We start from the raw sequence: 16,732 nt of genomic DNA on the forward strand, positions 1-16,732 counted from the left end.
TCCGGCCGCGGCTTGGCCGATGAACGGGTGTGCGCCGTGCCGCCGCCGGGATGGCGGCGGACCGCTTGCGGGCTCACCATATCCTCAGCGGCCAAGCGGCAGAGGGGGTAAGGTTTCTGCCTGCTCCCGGCACCGGCGTCCCCTTGCGTAGAATGGCGCTATGGAATCCAGCATTTTCCGATTCATCCTTCGGCACAGCGTCCGTCAGCAGATCGTGCTGACCCTGATGACCCTGGCGTCCTTCCCCTTCCTTTACGCCTCGCTCGACCTCCCGAAGCGGATCGTCAACGAGGCGATTGCCGGGAAGAAGCTGCCTGAGTCCTTCCTCGGATTCCATCTCGATCAGGTGACTTACCTGTTCGTCCTATGCGGCCTGTTCCTGACTTTGGTGCTGGTCAACGGCGCGTTCAAGTACGTCATAAACACCTACAAAGGCCGCCTGGGCGAGCGGATGCTCCGCCGCCTGCGCTACGAGCTGTATGTGCGCGTCCTGCGCTTCCCCCTGCCCCGCTTCCGCAAGATGTCGTCCGGGGAGATCATCCCCATGATCACGGCGGAGGTGGAACCGCTGGGCGGCTTCATCGGGGACGCCATCGCCATCCCGGTGTTCCAGGGCGGCACCCTGCTGGTCTACATCGTCTTCATCTTCGTCCAGGACCCGGTGCTGGGGGCGGCGGCGGTGTCGCTGTACCCGTTCCAAGGCTGGCTCATCCCACGGCTTCAGCGCAAGGTCAATCAGCTTGGCAAACAGCGCGTACGTGCCATGCGCCAGATCGCCGACCGCATCGGCGAGACGGTGTCCGGCATCCAGGAGGTCCACACCCACAACACGGCGTCCTGGCATCTCGCCGATCTCAGCCACCGCCTGGGCGACGTGTACCGCATCCGTTTCGAGATTTACCAAAGAAAGTTCTTTGTCAAATTTCTCAACAACTTCATAAACCAGCTGACGCCGTTCTTCTTCTATTCGATCGGTGGTTATCTGGTGATCCACGGCCAATTGTCCTTCGGTGCTCTGGTCGCGGTGCTGGCGGCCTACAAGGACTTGGCCGCCCCTTGGAAGGAACTCCTCGACTGGTACCAGCAGAAGGAGGACAACCGGATCAAGTACGAGCAGGTGGTGGAGCAGTTCCACCTCCCCGACCTGCTGGCCGAACGCCTGCTGCGCGAGGAGGAGGACGTCCCCTTCAAGGGCAGCCTGTCCTTCCACAACGTCGGGTTCGGCGAGGACGGCGGCTCGCCCATTCTGGAGGGGGTGACCTGCGACATCCCGCTGGACGGCCACACCGCGCTGATCGGCGTCGGCTCCGGGCGGGACGAGTTGGCGCAGCTCGCCGCGCGCGTGCTGCTGCCCTCCTCGGGCCAGATCCGGTTGGGCGAGCACGATTACGCGGAACTGCCGGAGAGCGTGACCGGGCGGCGCGCCGCCTATGTCGGGGCCTCCCCCTACCTGTTCTCGGCCTCGCTCTACGACAACCTCGTCTACGGGCTGCGCCACCGGCCGCTGCGCGAGAATGGCGAAAGCGAGGAAGCCGAGGAGCATCGCAAGAGCCGGATGACCGAGTCGGTGCTGTCCGGCAACGCCACCGAGGACGTGCACGCCGACTGGATCGACTACGCCGCCGCCGGCTGCGACGGGCCGGAGGACCTGAAGGCCCGCATCCTGCGCGTGGTGACGATGGTTTCGCTTCAGGACGACGTATACGGCATGGGTCTCAACCGCACCGTCGATCCGGAGCTTCGCCCCGACGTGGCCACCCGCGTGATGGAGGCGCGCGACGCCATGCGCGCCATGATGCTGAACAACCCGGACCTGGGGCGTCTGGTGGAGCGCTTCGACCCCGACCGCTACACCGTGAACGCCACGCTGGCCGAAAATCTGCTGTTCGGAACGCCGGTCGGGCCGATCTTCCAGACTGACGCGCTGGCCTCCAATCCCTATATGTTGCATGTGCTGGACAAGGTGGGGCTGACGGACACCATTCTGGAGACCGGCCACAAGGTGGCGGAGACCATGGTCGAACTGTTCGCCGGCCTGCCGCCCGGCCACGAGTTCTTCGAGCGCTTCTCCTTCATCGGCTTTGCCGAGCTGCCGGAATACCAGGGCATCCTGGCGCGCACTGCGAAGGAGGGGCTGGGCGCGCTGCGGCCCGAGGAGCGGACGCGGCTGATGACCCTGCCCTTCAAGCTGATCGGCGCCCGCCACCGTCTGGGTCTGATGACCCCGGACCTGGAGAAGAAGCTGCTGCAGGCGCGGCACCTCTTCGCCAGCGACCTGCCGGCCGACCTGAAGCACGCCGTCGCCTTCTTCGACCCGGACGCCTACAACGCGGCGGCCAGCATCCAGGACAACATCCTGTTCGGCAGGATGGTCTACGGACAGGCCCAGGTGCAATCCAAGGTGGGCCGCATCGTGGCGGAGCTGGTGGACCAGCTCCACCTGCGCGACACCATCGTGGAGGTCGGGCTGGACCATCCGGTAGGGGTGGCGGGGTCGCGCCTGTCCGCCGCGCAGCGCCAGAAGGCGGCGCTGGCCCGCGCCCTGCTGAAGCGCCCGGACCTGCTGGTGCTGAGCGAGGCGACCAGCGGCCTGGACACCAGCAGCCAGAGCAAGGTGCATTCCGCGATCCTGGGGGAACGCAAAGGGTGTGGTCTTGTGTGGGTTCTGCAGCGTGCCGGCTTGGCACGGGCGTTCGAGCGAGTCATTGTGATGAAGGACGGTCGAATCGCCGAGCATGGACGCTTCGACGAGTTGAACAAGCCCGGTACGTTGTTGCATGAGTTGATAGCCGCCGAATAAAGCCGGCGGCGTTGAGGAGGCAGACGGCATGAGCATCGCCGAAGAAGTCAATTGCCTGCGCAGGATTCCCCTGTTCGCCAACATCGACACTTCCAAGCTCAAGCTTCTCGCCTTCACCAGCGAGCGGTTGAGCTTCCGGGCGGGCGACATCCTGTTCGAGCAGGACGAGATGGGCACCTGCGCCTACATCCTTCTGCGCGGGGAGGCCGAGGTGATCATCACCGGCCCCGGCGGGCCGCTGGCCGTCGCGACGCTGGGGTCCAACGAGATCGTCGGCGAGATCGCCATCCTGTGCGACGTGCCGCGCACCGCCACCGTGCGCGCCAGCACCGACCTGGAGGCGCTGTGCGTGCCGAAGGATCACTTCCTCCAGATGATCGCCGACTTCCCGCAGATGGGACTGGAGATCATGCGCTCGCTGGCCCATCGCCTGGAACAGACGACCGTGCGCCTGCGCGAAGTCCTGGCCGCCCAGGCCACTTGAATTCCAGCCGTTTGATATTCTGGCAATTTGATATTCTGGCGACCGGACGACCCATGCGCGTTCTCTTCCACGTCCAGCATCTGCTGGGCATCGGCCACGACCGGCGCGCCGCGCTGATCACCCGCGGGCTGGCCGAGGCGGGCGTCGCCGTTACCGTGCTGCGCGGCGGGCATCCGGTGCCGGGGATCGATTACGGCCCGGCGGCCGAGATCGTCCAGCTTCCCCCGCCCGCGCCGCCGACAGCAGCTTCAAGACCCTGCTGGACGAGCACGACCGGCCCATCGACGACGCGTGGCGCGCCCGGCGCCGCGCCACGGTTCTGGAGGTTCATGAGCGGGCGCGGCCCGACGCGCTGTTGGTCGAATCCTTCCCCTTCGGGCGCCGCGCCTTCCGGTTCGAGCTTCTGCCGCTGCTGGAGACCGCAAAGGCCGGCGGGGCGGTCACCGCCGCGTCGGTGCGCGACATCCTGGTGACCAAGGGCAAGCCGGAGCGGCTGGAAGAAACCGTTTCGACGGTGGAACGGCTGTTCGACCATGTGCTGGTCCATGGCGACCCGGACCTGATCCCCTTCTCGGCGACCTTCCCCGCCGCCGCGCGAATCGCCGACCGCATCCGCTACACCGGCTATGTCGCGGCCCCGCAAGGCGGCGCGGCGACCGGCGCCGACGGCACCGGCGAGGTGATCGTGTCGGTGGGCGGCGGAGCGGTCGGCCTGCCGCTGCTGCGGGCGGCGCTGGCGGTGCGTGCGTCAACTCTCCCCGGACTTGACGCACCGTGGCGCCTGCTGGCCGGGCCGGACGTGCCGGAGGCGGAGTTCCGCGCCCTTGCCGCCGCGGCCCCGCCGGGAACCATCGTGGAGCGGGCGCGGCCCGACTTCCCCGCCCTGCTCCGCCGCTGCCGCCTGTCGATCAGCCAAGCCGGCTACAACACCGTGCTCGACGTGCTCCAGGCCGGCTGCCGGGCGGTCGTCGTCCCCTTCGCCGCAGGCAGCGAGACCGAGCAGGCCACCCGCGCCCATCTGCTGGAGGAGCGGGGCCGGCTGGCCGTGGTCGACGAAGCCACCCTGACCCCGGACACCCTGGCCGCGGGCGTTGCCAAGGCGCTCGCCCTGCCCCCGCCGCCGGCCATCCCGTTGCGCCTGGACGGCACCGCCGCCACCGCCCGCCTGCTGCGGGACGCGGTGGCCTACCGCCAAGGCAACAGCCGCTAAACCAATCAAGGCGCTTGGATTTTTCCGGTGCGAGGGCCATGCTGACGGTCACCGCGTTCGCTGTCCTTCTAACCCTCTCCCCTCTGGGGAGAGGGGAGGGTGAGGGGGTTGCGCAAGGCGGTATGTCCGGCACACGCGCAACCCCCTCACCCTAACCCTCTCCCCAGAGGGGAGAGGGAACAGAACAGGCGATGACCGCAACTGCCCCTTCCGACAGCCCGCCGCGCGCCGGTTGGGACGCGCTGACCGCCGAGTTGGACGCCTGGGCCGCCGCCGGGCGCACCGCCACCCTCTGGTGGCGCGACGACGACGCCGTCGAGCCGACGCCTGACCTCGACCGGATGATCGCCCTGTCCATCGAGATCGGCGCGCCGCTGGCCCTGGCGGTCATCCCGGCGGGCGTCACGGACGCCCTCGCCCCCGTTGTGGACGCGGCCCCCACCATCACGGTGCTTCAGCACGGCTGGTCGCACACCAACCACGCCGCTCCCCCCGCGAAGAAGGCGGAGCTTGGCGCGGACCGGTCCGCCGCCGCCGTGCTGGCGGAGCTGGCCGAGGGGCGGAGCGTGCTGGACCGCCGGTTCGGGCCGCGCGCCCTGCCGGTTCTGGTGCCGCCCTGGAACCGCATCGCCTCCGGCGTGGCGGCTGGCCTGCCCGGCGCGGGCTTCAGCGGCCTGTCGGTTTTCGGGCCGCGACGTGTGTCAACCGTCAACATGATGTGTGTCAATACACACATCGACCCGGTGGCCTGGAAGAACGGCAAGCGCTTCCTCAGCGACGCGGAGTCGCTGGGCATGGCGGTCGCCCATCTGCGCGCTAGGCGGCTGGGCGCGGTGGACGCGGCGGAGGCGACCGGCCTGCTGACGCATCATTTGGTCATGGACGGCGAAACCTGGGCCTTCACCGAGCGTTTCCTGACCGTGACCCGCCGCCATCCGGCGGCTCGTTGGTTGGCTGCTGATACCTTGTTCGCCGCAGAAGGACTTCGCTGAGACATGGCCGAGCTGCCCATGGCCCGACCCTCGACCGGAGAGACGCCGACCGTCGCGGAGATGCGCTACCCCGCCGGGGCGCTGGCCGGCGACTATGCGCGGGCCGGGGCGGGGCTGGCGCTGACGGTGCTGCCGCTGGCCTTCCTGCCCGTCACCCCCTGGATCGCCGTGCCGCTGGCGGCCTGCGCGCTGCTGTTCGCCGTCTTCGCGGCGCGCACCCTGCAACGCCAGCTGACCCGCCTGACCATGGACGGCGAGGGCCTGCGGGCCGACGGGCCGCTGGGCGGCGCCATCCGCTGGGACGCGCTGTCCGGGCTGAAGCTGCGCTACTACGCGACCAAGCGGGGGCGCGACGACGGCTGGATGCAGGCGGCGCTGAGCGGTGGCGGCACGACCCTGCGCTTCGACAGCAATCTGGAGGGCTTCGACGCGGTGATCGAACAGGCCGCCCTCGCCGCCGGGCGCAACGGCGTGGCGCTGACCCCGGTGACGGTGGACAATCTGATCGCCCTCGGCATCGAGCCGCCGGCAGATCCCAATGAAAAAGACCCCAACGAAACGAGGCCGGCGCCATGAGCCGCACGCTGCTCCGGGTGGAGGACCTGAAGGTCGATTTCCAGGTGCCGGGCGGCGTGGTCCACGCGGTGCGCGGCGTGTCCTTCCGGGTGCGGGCCGGTTCCACCGTCGCCCTGGTCGGGGAATCCGGCTCGGGCAAGTCGGTGGCGGCGCAGTCAATCCTGCGCATCCTGCCCCGCAACGCCGCCATCGCGGACGGGCGCATCCTGTTCGACGACGGCATAGTCAACGAAGGCGCCGGCCCCGTCGACATCGCCGGGCTGAAGGCCGACGGCACGGCGATGCGGGCGCTGCGCGGCGGCCGCATTTCGATCATCTTCCAGGAACCGATGACCTCGCTGTCGCCCCTGCACACGGTGGGCGATCAGGTAAGCGAGGCGGTGCGGCTGCACCAGCGGGTGACCGCCCGGCAGGCCCGCGCGCAAGCCGAGGACATGCTGCGCCGGGTGCGCTTCCCCGACCCGAAGCGGGCGTTGGACACCTACCCGTTCGAGCTGTCGGGCGGCCTGCGCCAGCGCGCGATGATCGCCATGGCGCTGGTCTGCCGCCCCGCCCTGCTGATCGCCGACGAGCCGACGACCGCGCTGGACGTCACCATCCAGGCGCAGATCCTGAAGCTGATCAAGGACCTCCAAGCCGATCTCGGGATGGCCGTCCTGCTCATCACCCACGACCTGGGGGTGGTCGCCAACCTCGCCGACGAGGTGGTGGTGATGCACCGTGGGCGGATCATGGAATCCGGCACGCGCGAAGACATCTTCGCCGATCCGCGCCACCCCTATCTCAAGGCGCTGCTGCGCGCCGTTCCGCGCTTCCACATGGCGCCGGGGGAACGGCTGGTGCCGATCCGCTCTATCACGTCGCAGGGCGGCAGCCTGCTGGAGAAGGATCACCAGCCCTGGCCGCCCGGCGCCGATGCGGCGGGACCGCTGCTGGCGGTGGAGGGGGTGCGCAAGCGCTACGGCGCGCGCAAGGCCGGCTGGTTCGGCGCCAAGGCCGGGGCGGGCACGCTGGCAGTGGACGATGTCAGCTTCGCCATCGCGCGCGGCGAATGCGTCGGGCTGGTCGGCGAGTCGGGCTGCGGCAAGACCACCCTGTCGAAGATCCTGATGCGCGCCCTGACTCCGGACGCCGGAGACGTGCGCTTCAACGACCATGGCCGGATCGTCGACGTGCTGGGGTTGCAGGGCGACGCGCTGACCGCCTTCCGCCGCAAGGTCCAGTTCGTCTTCCAGGACCCCTTCGGTTCCCTGAACCCGCGGATGACCGTCTTCGACATCATCGCCGAACCGCTGGTCATCCACGGCATCGGCGACGAGGCGGAGCGCGCCGCGCGGGTAAAGGAACTGATGGGGCTGGTCGGGCTGGACGCGCGGCATCTGCGCCGCTACCCGCACAGCTTCTCCGGCGGCCAGCGCCAGCGCATCGGCATCGCCCGCGCGCTGGCCCTGCGGCCCGAGCTTCTGCTGCTCGACGAGCCGGTGTCGGCGCTCGACGTGTCGATCCAGGCCCAGGTGCTGAACTTGCTGAAAGACCTGAAGGAACGGCTCGGTCTGACCTACCTGTTCGTCAGCCACAATCTGGCCGTGGTGGACTACATGGCCGACCGCATCCTGGTGATGTGCCGTGGCCGGATCGTCGAGTCGGCCCCGCGCGAGGCGCTGTTCCGCAACCCGGTCCACCCCTACACCCGTGCCCTGCTGACCGCTGTGCCGGAACCGGACCCCAGCCGCCCGCTGTCGCTGACCGACCTGGAGGAGGGCCGCGCCTCCGACCCCGCGCGCTGGCCCGCCCCCTTCACCATCGACGACGACCATCAGCCCCATCTGGTCGATCTCGGCGGCGGCCATTGCGTGCGCGCCGACGCCGCCATCCGCGTGCGGGAGGTGGCGTGATGAGGCTGGCCCGCCCTGCCCTTCTGCTGCTCGCCTTCCTCGGGCTCAGCGCTTTCGACGCGGTCGAGACGCCGATGCTGGAGAACGCGGTCGGCGCCGGGTCGCTGCCGCCGGTGGAGAAGCGGCTGCCGCTCACCCCGCTGGTCGAGCCGATGGACCGGCCCTGGCAGTCGCCGGGGCGCCATGGCGGCGACCTGCGCCTGCTGATGGCGAGGACCAAGGACACGCGACTGATCTACGTCTACAGCTACGCCCGGCTGGTCGCGCTGACCCCGAGCCTGCGCATCGTCCCCGACATCCTGGAGCGGGTGGATGTGGAGGAGGGGCGGATCTTCACCTTCACGCTGCGCCGCGGCCACCGCTGGTCGGACGGCCATCCCTTCACGGCGGAGGACTTCCGCTACTGGTGGGAGGACATGGCCAACAACGCCAAGCGCTCCCCCGGTGGGCCGCCGCCGGAGATGATGGTGGCCGGGGAAGCGCCCAGGTTCGAGGTGCTGGACGCCGCCGCGGTGCGCTACACATGGAACCGCCCCAACCCCTTCTTCCTGCCCATGCTGGCCGGGGCCAAGCCGGTGGAGATCTACGCCCCGGCCCATTACCTGCGGCGCTTCCACCCCCGCTTCACCGAGCCGCTGGAGCTGAAGCAGCGGGTGGAGGCGGAGCGGCAGAAAAGCTGGCAGCAGCTTCACAACCGCAAGGACAATCTCACCGAGTTCGACAACCCGGACCTGCCGACCCTGCAGCCCTGGGTGCCGACGACCGCTCCGCCCGCGGACCGTTTCATCTTCGTAAGGAACCCCTATTTCCATCGGGTCGACCCGGCGGGGCGGCAGTTGCCCTACATCGACCGGGTCATCATGACGGTGGCCGACGCCAAGATCATCCCGGCCAAGACGGGGGCGGGCGAGAGCGATCTCCAGGCGCGCTACCTGCGGTTCGACAACTACACCTTCCTGAAGCAGGGGGCGAAGCGCAACGACCAACGGGTCACGCTGTGGCGCACCGGCATCGGGGCGCAGATGGCGCTGTTTCCCAACCTGAACTGCAACGACCCGGTGTGGCGCGCGCTGAACCGCGACGTGCGCTACCGCCGCGCCCTGTCGCTGGCCATCGACCGCGAGGAGATGAACCAGGTCATCTATTATGGCCTCGCCATCCCGACCAACAACACGCTGCTGGAGGTCTCGCCGCTCTGGACAGCGGCCTACCGCGACCGCTGGGCGCAGTTCGACGTGAAGCAGGCCAACCGGCTGCTCGACGAGATCGGCCTGACCGAACGCGACGTCAACGGCGTCCGCCTGCTGCCCGACGGCCGCCCGCTGGAGATCGTGGTGGAAACCGCCGGGGAAAGCACGGAGGAGACCGACGCGCTGGAGCTGATCGCCGACGGCTGGCGGCGCGTCGGGGCGCGGCTCTACATCCGCTCCTCGCAGCTCGACGTGTTCCGCAACCGCATCTTCGCCGGCGACACCTGCATGTCGATTTCGCGCGGGCTGGACAACGCCATCGCCACCGCGGACATGAGCCCCGCCGAGCTGGTGCCGGTCGATCAGGCCAAGTACCAGTGGCCGAAATGGGGTCAGTTCTTCCAGACCATGGGCAAGGATGGCGAGCGCCCCGACATGCCCGAGGCGCGCGACCTGCTGGAGGCCTTCCGCGCCTGGCGCGACGCCCCGGACGAGGCCGGGCGGGCAGCGGCCTGGACGCGCATCCTGACGCTCAACACCGAGCAGGTCTTCACCATCGGCACGGTGGCCGGGGTGCCGCAGCCGGTGGTGGCGCGCCGCACCCTGCGCAACGTGCCGGAGGAGGGTCTGTTCAACTACGACCCCGGCGCGCATTTCGGGCTGTACCGGCCCGACGGCTTCTGGTTCGACGAGAAGGGGTGAGGCCATGCTGGGCTATGTGATCCGCCGCATCCTCATCATGATCCCGACGCTGCTGGCGATCAGCGTCATCACCTTCGTCATCATCCAGCTTCCGCCCGGCGACTATCTGACCACGCTGGTCAACGAGATGCAGAGCCGGGGCGAGAGCATGGACCAGGGCCGGCTGGCCATGCTGCGCGAGACCTACGGGCTCGACCGGCCGATGTACGAACAGTACGCGCTGTGGCTGGCCGGCATGCTGCGCGGGGACTTCGGCTATTCCTTCGAATACAACCTGCCGGTGGCCGACGTGGTGGGCGACCGGCTGTCGCTGACCGCCATCGTGTCCTTCGCGACCATTCTGTTCATCTGGGTGGTGTCCTTCCCCATCGGCATCTATTCGGCGACGCGGCAGTACAGCCTGGGCGACTACGTTCTGACCTTCCTCGGCTTCCTGGGGCTGGCGACGCCCAGCTTCCTTCTGGCGCTGGTCATGCTGTATTTCGCCAACGTGTGGTTCGGCACCTCGATCGGCGGGCTGATGGACCCGCGCTACATCGGCCAGCCCTGGAGCTGGGGCAAGGCGATGAGCGTGTTCGAGCACATGTGGATTCCGGTGATCGTCATCGGCACCGCCGGCACCGCCGCGATGATCCGCCGCCTGCGCGCCAACCTGCTGGACGAGCTGCACAAGCCCTACGTCGTCACCGCGCGGGCCAAGGGCCTGCCGCCGGGCCGGGCGCTGGTGAAATACCCGCTGCGGGTGGCGCTGAACCCCTTCGTGTCGGACATCGGCAACCTGCTGCCGCAGGTCGTCTCCGGTGCCGCCATCGTGTCGGTGGTGATGTCGCTGCCGACGACGGGGCCGATGCTGCTCCAGGCGCTGCGCAGCCAGGACATGTATCTGGCCGGGTCCTTCCTGATGTTCCTGGCCGTGCTGACGGTGATCGGGGTCTTCCTGTCCGATCTGGCGCTGGCCGCGCTCGACCCGCGCATCCGCCTGAGCGGAGGAGCCAGCCGATGAGCGCCACCCTGCCCCCTGCACCCCCCCTGCCCCACACCGTCGACACCGCTCCCTGGGACCCGGACGAGGTCGAGCGGCTGTCGCCGGAGCAGGAGCGCTTCACCACCGCCTCGCAATGGCGGATGGTCTGGTGGAAGCTGCGGCGGCACAAGCTGGCGGTGGCCTCAGGCATCGTGCTGCTGCTGCTCTACGCCTCGACCCTGGTCAGCGAGGTCCTGGCCCCCTACGCGGTGGACAGCCGCAATTCCCACTTCATCCACGCCCCGCCGCAGACCGTGCATCTGTTCCACGAGGGGCAGTTCGTCGGCCCGTTCGTCTACGGTTACAGCTATCGGCTGGACATGGAGATCCTGAAGCGGGACTACACGCCGGACCCCACGAAGGTGCAGCCGATCCGCTTCCTCTGCCGCGGCGACCGCTATGAATTCTGGGGGCTGGTGGAGAGCGACTGGCACCTCGCCTGCCCGGCCGACGGCGGGACTCTGTTCCTCATGGGCACCGACCGGCTGGGGCGGGACCTGCTGTCGCGGATGATCTACGGGACCCGCATCTCGCTGACCATCGGGCTGATCGGCGTCGCGGTCAGCTTCGTGCTGGGCATCGTGATCGGCGGTATCGCCGGCTATTACGGCGGCTGGGTGGACAACCTGATCCAGCGGCTGATCGAGATCATCCGCTCCTTCCCCGAACTGCCGCTATGGATGGCCCTGTCCGCCGCCCTGCCCGTCACCTGGAACCCGATCTTCATCTATTTCGGGATCACGGTGATCCTCGGCCTTCTGGAATGGACCGGCCTCGCCCGCGCCGTGCGGTCCAAGCTGCTGGCCCTGCGCGAGGAGGACTTCACCACCGCCGCCCAGCTGATGGGGGCCAGCCCGGCGCGCATCATCGGCCGGCACCTGCTGCCCAGCTTCATGAGCCACCTGATCGCCTCGGCGACGCTGGCCATCCCCGGCATGATCCTGGGCGAGACGGCGCTGAGCTTCCTCGGCCTCGGCCTGCGCCCGCCGATCACCAGCTGGGGGGTGCTGCTGACCGAGGCGCAGAACATCAACGTGGTGGCGCTGTACCCCTGGCTGATGCTGCCGGTGCTGCCGGTGATCGTGACCGTGCTGAGCTTCAACTTTCTCGGCGACGGCCTGCGGGACGCCGCGGACCCGTATCGGTAACCCTCAGGGCTTCTTCTTCGCCGCAGGCTCCGGCTGCTCCTTGAGGGAGGCCAGGACCATGCGGACGCGGGCGAGGTCGGCGTCGTTGCCCTTCGCCGGGGCGGAGGCGGGCGCGGCCTTGGCCGGGGGGCGCTTCGGCGGGGCGGGCTCGGCCGCCGCGACCTGCGTCCGCGGGGCGGCGGGTGCCGGTTTGGCGGCGACCGCCTTGCCCGACGCGGCCTTCGCGGGAGTCGCCCTGGCCTCCAGGATGCGGGGGTCGCCGCCCTTCGGGCTCCAGGTACGGACCGGGCCGGTGTCCACATGGACGTGGCCGGTGTGGGGATAGAGCGCGTAGCCGCCGCGCTGCAGGGCCGCGGCCTCGTCGGCGAGGCGGCGGGGCGGGACGCCGGGGATGGAGATGTCGGCGGCCTGCCCGCGCAGGTGATAGCTGTTCTCCGCCACGTTCGGGTTGCTGCGCGCCAGCGTGACGTTGGTCAGCGGCGAGCGGTAGCCCGAGGTGATGTGGACCGGCGTGTCGGCGTCGGCGCCGCAGCGATCCCGCAGGTCGGCCAGAAGCTCCACCAGCGTGGGATCGACGGGCACCGTCTCGCCAGTGCGGCGGTCGCGGAACAGGGTGGCGATGCGGTCCAGGGCCTGCGGGTCATAGCCGTCGGCGCGGCGGTAGGTGACGCTGACCGTCTCGCCGCTGGCGGGATGGTGCAGGACGATCGAGCGGGGGCCGCCATCGAACGAGGCCTGGGGACCCGGAGTGGAAGCACAGCCGGCGAGCGTTCCGCCGGCGAGCAGGCCCAGCAACGATAAGCGCAGAAGATGCCGCATGCGTCTCCCCAGAGTTCTCTCTGCGGTTGCAGGCGGTTTTCATACCATAATTGTCACACGATCCGGCAGTGACAACGGGCCACGGGACGCGAACGGAGGCTTGGCCGTGTCATCGGCGCATCACTGTCCAAGGGGATAGTTGCCGATCAGAGGGGAAGCGCCATGCCTTCGCGGGCGACCAGCGTGCCGGGGCGCCGGGCCTCGGCGGCGGTGGCGATGACGTCCAGCTCGGCGTCGCTGCGCCGGGGATCGTGGTGGAAGATGACCGCGCGCTTCACATCGGCCTCGTCGGCGATGCGCAGGCACTCCTCCCAGGTCGAATGGCCCCAGCCGACGCGGGTGGCGTATTCGGCGTCGGTGTAGGTGCAGTCGTAGATCAGCAGGTCGCTGCCGCGCACCAGTTCCATCACGGCGGGGTCGCGCCCGGCGGCGGGGTGCTCGGTGTCGGTGACGTAGCACAGGCTGCGCCCGGCGAACTCCACGCGGTAGCCGGTGGCCCCGTCCGGGTGGTTCAGCGCGGTGGTGCGCACGGTGACGCCCGGCTTGACCGCCAGCGTTTCGCCGCTGACGAAATCGTGGAAGGTGCAGTCGGCCCGGAAGATCTCCACCGGGACCGGGAACAGCGGTGCCGACATCATGCATTCCAGGACGGAGCGCATCGTCCGCTCCCGCTCCAGATGGCCGGCCCTGATCCGCACACGGCTGGCCGCGTCGAAGGCCGGCGCGAAGAAGGGCAGGCCGCAGATGTGGTCGAGATGGCTGTGGGTCAGCAGCAGATCGACGTCCACCGGCTCCCCCTGGCGCATCAGCGCCTCGCCCAGCGGACGAAGGCCGGTGCCGGCGTCGAGAACCAGAAGAGCGTCCCCGCAGCGCAGCTCGACGCAGGGGGTGTTGCCGCCGTAGCGGACCGTGTCCGGCCCCGGGGAGGCGATGCTGCCACGCACGCCCCAGAAGCGAACGGTGAAGTCCGGCGGGGTGTCGGGCGCACCGGAACAGGCGTCGGAAACGGTTCGTGCCGTCATGGTACCGACAATTTGGCGGTAGGACCCTCGCGAGTCGAGTGAAAAGGTTGTTTCACGAAACGACCCTCCGGCGCGTCCATAGGCCGGTCCGACGGCAGGCAGGCAGACATTCCGCCTCGATAGAAGGGGGGACGGCACAAGACGGGGGTAAGAGGAAAAGGCGTGCCGCACCGCCGAGATGTGGAGATGCCCAATCCAATAAGATGTGGTAGTTTGCGCCCGTTCGCCCATCGACGCGAAAAATCGCCTCCGGACCCCGACCCCTCGGATGGACCCAGACAAACTCGCCAAAGTCCTCGCCATGGCCGAGTCGGAGCATCAGGGCGAGGCCCAGTCCGCTCTGCGCGCCGCGCGCATCATGCTGTCGAGGGCCGGCCTGTCGTTCCGCGATCTTGCCCGCGGTGCCCGTCCGGTCTCCACCACCCCGGAACCGCCGCCCGCCGCCAGCGCCCCGCCGCCCGACCGTCCGCCGCCGCCCGACCAGCTCGTCCAGGGCTTACGCCGTCAGGTGCGCGATCTGGAGCTGGAGGTGGCCGGGTTGAAGCGTCAGCTTGAGAAGAGCAACGGCGACATGGAGCGCCAGCGCGAGGAGGCCGACCGCTGGCGCGGCCTCGCCCGCGAAACCGCCGAGAAGCTCTGGGACCTCGGCAAGGCGCTGGAGCGCAAGCACAGCCGCCACACCAGCCTGGACAAGCGCCGCGCCATCCTCGATCTGCTGCAGGACCCCAACAGCGCTCTGCTGGCCGACCACGAGATCGCGCGGCGGGTCGGCACCTCGCCGAAGCTGGTCGCCCACTGGCGCCGCCGGCTGGCCATCGTCGGGCGCAAGATCCGGCTGCTGCCCGTGGTGCCGCGCGGCCGCGGCCTGTGGGGCGGCGGGCGTCCGGCCGGGCCGGCCCGCGGCGGTGCGGCCCTGGAGAACAAGCGCCAGCGCTGGATGGGCTATCCGGTCGCCGTCACCATCTCGGACCGGTCAGGACCGCTCGGCAAGCGGCCCTGACACGGTGTTCCCGTTTCAGTTGGCCCGTTTCAGTTGGCCCGTTTCAGTTGGACGATCCGTTCCCATCGGTCGTCGCGCTGCCCAGATCCGCCGGTCCTTCCGCGCTGGGCGAGCGATCGGTCACCGCGACGCGCCAGACCGTGTTCGACAGGTCGTCGGCGACGATCAGCGCGCCCTTGGGGTCCACCGTGACGCCGACCGGCCGGCCGTAGGTGTGGCCGTCCTCGCCCATGAAGCCGGTCACCACCTCGACCGGATCGCCGGCGGGGGCGCCGTCGCGGAAGGGGACGAAGATCACCTTGTAGCCGCTGGGCACGCTGCGGTTCCAACTGCCATGCTCGCCAACGAACACGCCGTCGGCGAAGCGCTCGCCCATCACCGGCGAGGAGAAGGCCACGCCGAGGGCCGCGACGTGCGAGCCCAGGGCGTAGTCCGGCTTGATCGCCGCGGCGACCAGCTCCGGCTTCTGCGGCTGGGCGCGCGGATCGACGTTCTGGCCCCAGTAGCTGTAGGGCCAGCCGTAGAAGGCGCCCTCGCGGACCGAGGTCAGGTAGTCGGGAACGAGGTTGGGGCCAAGCTCGTCGCGCTCGTTGACCACCGCCCACAGCGTGCCGGTTCCCGGCTGGATGGCGAGCGCGGTGGGGTTGCGCAAGCCTGTGGCGTAGGGTCGGTGCGCGCCCGTCTGCGCGTCGATCTCCCAGACCATCGCGCGGTCGGCCTCGGCGGGCATCCCGCGTTCGGTGATGTTGCTGTTGGAGCCGATGCCGACATAGAGGAAGCGCCCGTCCGGGCTGGCGGCCAGCGACTTGGTCCAGTGATGGTTGATGTAGGAGGGCAGGTCGGCGACCTTCTCCGGCGGCCCCTCGGCGCGGCTCTGGCCCTCGCGGTAGGGGAAGCGCACCAGCGCGTCCTGGTTCGCGACGTAGATCTGGCCGTTCACGAAGGCCAGCCCGTAGGGGGCGTTCAGCTGGTCGGCGAAGACCGTGCGCTCCTCGTACTTCCCGTCGCCGTCGGCGTCGCGCAGCAGGGTGATGCGGTTGCCGCTGGGGACCGAGGTCGTGCCCTTGGCCTTGATGATGCCCGCAATGAAATCCTTGGGCCGCAGCGGCGGGGCCGAACCGCCCCGGCCTTCGGCGACCAGGATGTCGCCGTTGGGAAGGACGAGGGTCTGGCGCGGGATGCCGAGGTCGGTGGCGATCGCCGTGACGGTGAAGCCCTCCGGAACGGTCGGTTTCCGGTCGCCCCAGGAGGCGGGGTTGGCGATCTTCATGCTGGGCAGCAGGCCGTACTGCTGTTCCGGCAGAGGCGGGTTGGCGCCGTACACGGGCTGCGACGGGTTGTTGTCGTCGCAGGCGGTCAGCAGGGCGACGAGTGCTGCGGCGGCCAGCAGGCTGGAGCGTGTCATCGCGTCTCTCCCATCCGGCGGCTCATGCCGAAGCTGGAGAAGCCGAACCAAGTCGCCAGGAGGGCGGTCACGGCGACGGCCGCCGACAGGATCATGCCCTCCGGCATGACTCCCCAGGCGTCCCGCGCGTGCACGAAGGCATTGACGAGGCCAAGCGCGACGGTGACGAGCAGCAGGACGAAGTAGACGAGTCCGCGGCCACGGCGCCGGCCGGCGCGGAACAGGTCGATGAAGGCCCAGAGGAGCGAGAAGCCGGCGAAGACCATGCCGCCGGCGATCAGCCAAGCGGCGAAGTTGCTCCACTGGATTTCGAAGCTCCTGGAATAGGCGATGTCGCAGAGCAGGCCGCCCAGGAACAGCGGAAGGGAGGCCGCAAGCAGCACCGCGTGCAAGGGATGGATGGCCCTTGCCGGTCTGCCGTGATCGACGATGGCTACCAAGACGTCATCTCCTTGCCCGACGGGG

General features: G+C 69.3%; 14 protein-coding genes. 10 read left to right on the top strand and 4 right to left on the bottom strand.

What is annotated here, in order from left to right; all coding sequences use genetic code 11:
* The first annotated feature begins 160 nt into the window (after positions 1-160).
* The 9 genes from ACWPN7_RS18130 to ACWPN7_RS18170 all read left to right on the top strand — a co-directional run bounded on the left by ACWPN7_RS18130 (position 161) and on the right by ACWPN7_RS18170 (position 12,021).
* Positions 161-2,800, top strand: a complete 2,640-nt coding sequence (locus ACWPN7_RS18130) for an ABC transporter ATP-binding protein (protein WP_103040049.1) — start codon at positions 161-163, stop codon at positions 2,798-2,800.
* A gap of 28 nt (positions 2,801-2,828) precedes the next feature.
* Entirely contained in the window at positions 2,829-3,284 is a 456-nt protein-coding gene (locus tag ACWPN7_RS18135) for a cyclic nucleotide-binding domain-containing protein (protein WP_038530137.1), read from the top strand.
* Between the two features lie 355 nt (positions 3,285-3,639).
* A complete protein-coding gene (locus ACWPN7_RS18140) occupies positions 3,640-4,494 on the top strand; it encodes a glycosyltransferase family protein (RefSeq protein ID WP_492273404.1) in 855 nt (284 codons plus the stop codon).
* Positions 4,495-4,685: 191 nt separating this feature from the next.
* Positions 4,686-5,486, top strand: a complete 801-nt coding sequence (locus ACWPN7_RS18145) for a polysaccharide deacetylase family protein (protein ID WP_349619060.1) — start codon at positions 4,686-4,688, stop codon at positions 5,484-5,486.
* Between the two features lie 3 nt (positions 5,487-5,489).
* The gene (locus ACWPN7_RS18150) at positions 5,490-6,062 is read left to right on the top strand and encodes a hypothetical protein (RefSeq protein ID WP_038530141.1); all 573 of its coding nucleotides are present in this window, start codon (positions 5,490-5,492) and stop codon (positions 6,060-6,062) included.
* Positions 6,059-7,957, top strand: coding sequence for an ABC transporter ATP-binding protein (locus tag ACWPN7_RS18155; RefSeq protein WP_038530143.1), 1,899 nt, complete (start codon positions 6,059-6,061; stop codon positions 7,955-7,957). Before ACWPN7_RS18150 ends, ACWPN7_RS18155 begins: the two co-directional genes overlap by 4 nt.
* Positions 7,957-9,849 carry an ABC transporter substrate-binding protein gene (locus ACWPN7_RS18160; RefSeq protein WP_451990849.1) on the top strand — a complete coding sequence of 631 codons (1,893 nt, stop codon included), beginning with the start codon at positions 7,957-7,959 and terminating at the stop codon, positions 9,847-9,849. Before ACWPN7_RS18155 ends, ACWPN7_RS18160 begins: the two co-directional genes overlap by 1 nt.
* A 4-nt stretch (positions 9,850-9,853) precedes the next feature.
* Positions 9,854-10,852 carry an ABC transporter permease gene (locus ACWPN7_RS18165; RefSeq protein WP_014238963.1) on the top strand — a complete coding sequence of 333 codons (999 nt, stop codon included), beginning with the start codon at positions 9,854-9,856 and terminating at the stop codon, positions 10,850-10,852.
* On the top strand, positions 10,849-12,021 hold the full coding sequence (locus ACWPN7_RS18170; RefSeq protein WP_459196147.1) for an ABC transporter permease: 1,173 nt from the start codon (positions 10,849-10,851) through the stop codon (positions 12,019-12,021). Before ACWPN7_RS18165 ends, ACWPN7_RS18170 begins: the two co-directional genes overlap by 4 nt.
* A 3-nt stretch (positions 12,022-12,024) precedes the next feature.
* On the opposite strand, the gene ACWPN7_RS18175 is transcribed toward ACWPN7_RS18170, so the two are convergent.
* Both ACWPN7_RS18175 and ACWPN7_RS18180 read right to left on the bottom strand, forming a co-directional pair.
* Entirely contained in the window at positions 12,025-12,840 is an 816-nt protein-coding gene (locus ACWPN7_RS18175) for a YcbK family protein (RefSeq protein ID WP_407823569.1), read from the bottom strand.
* A 146-nt stretch (positions 12,841-12,986) separates the two neighbouring features.
* Positions 12,987-13,862, bottom strand: coding sequence for an MBL fold metallo-hydrolase (locus ACWPN7_RS18180; RefSeq protein ID WP_459196146.1), 876 nt, complete (start codon positions 13,860-13,862; stop codon positions 12,987-12,989).
* A 268-nt stretch (positions 13,863-14,130) separates the two neighbouring features.
* Here ACWPN7_RS18180 and ACWPN7_RS18185 point away from each other — a divergent pair, with 268 nt between their 5' ends.
* The gene (locus tag ACWPN7_RS18185; RefSeq protein WP_247896215.1) at positions 14,131-14,862 is read left to right on the top strand and encodes a hypothetical protein; all 732 of its coding nucleotides are present in this window, start codon (positions 14,131-14,133) and stop codon (positions 14,860-14,862) included.
* A 43-nt stretch (positions 14,863-14,905) separates the two neighbouring features.
* Here ACWPN7_RS18185 and ACWPN7_RS18190 read toward each other — a convergent pair whose 3' ends face one another.
* Positions 14,906-16,267 carry a PQQ-dependent sugar dehydrogenase gene (locus ACWPN7_RS18190; protein ID WP_459196145.1) on the bottom strand — a complete coding sequence of 454 codons (1,362 nt, stop codon included), beginning with the start codon at positions 16,265-16,267 and terminating at the stop codon, positions 14,906-14,908.
* Positions 16,264-16,707, bottom strand: coding sequence for a DUF2231 domain-containing protein (locus tag ACWPN7_RS18195; protein ID WP_103040040.1), 444 nt, complete (start codon positions 16,705-16,707; stop codon positions 16,264-16,266). The genes ACWPN7_RS18190 and ACWPN7_RS18195 overlap by 4 nt, the downstream gene beginning before the upstream one ends.
* Positions 16,708-16,732 lie beyond the last annotated feature (25 nt).

The sequence above is a fragment of the Azospirillum sp. UENF 312511 genome, from assembly GCF_058780635.1.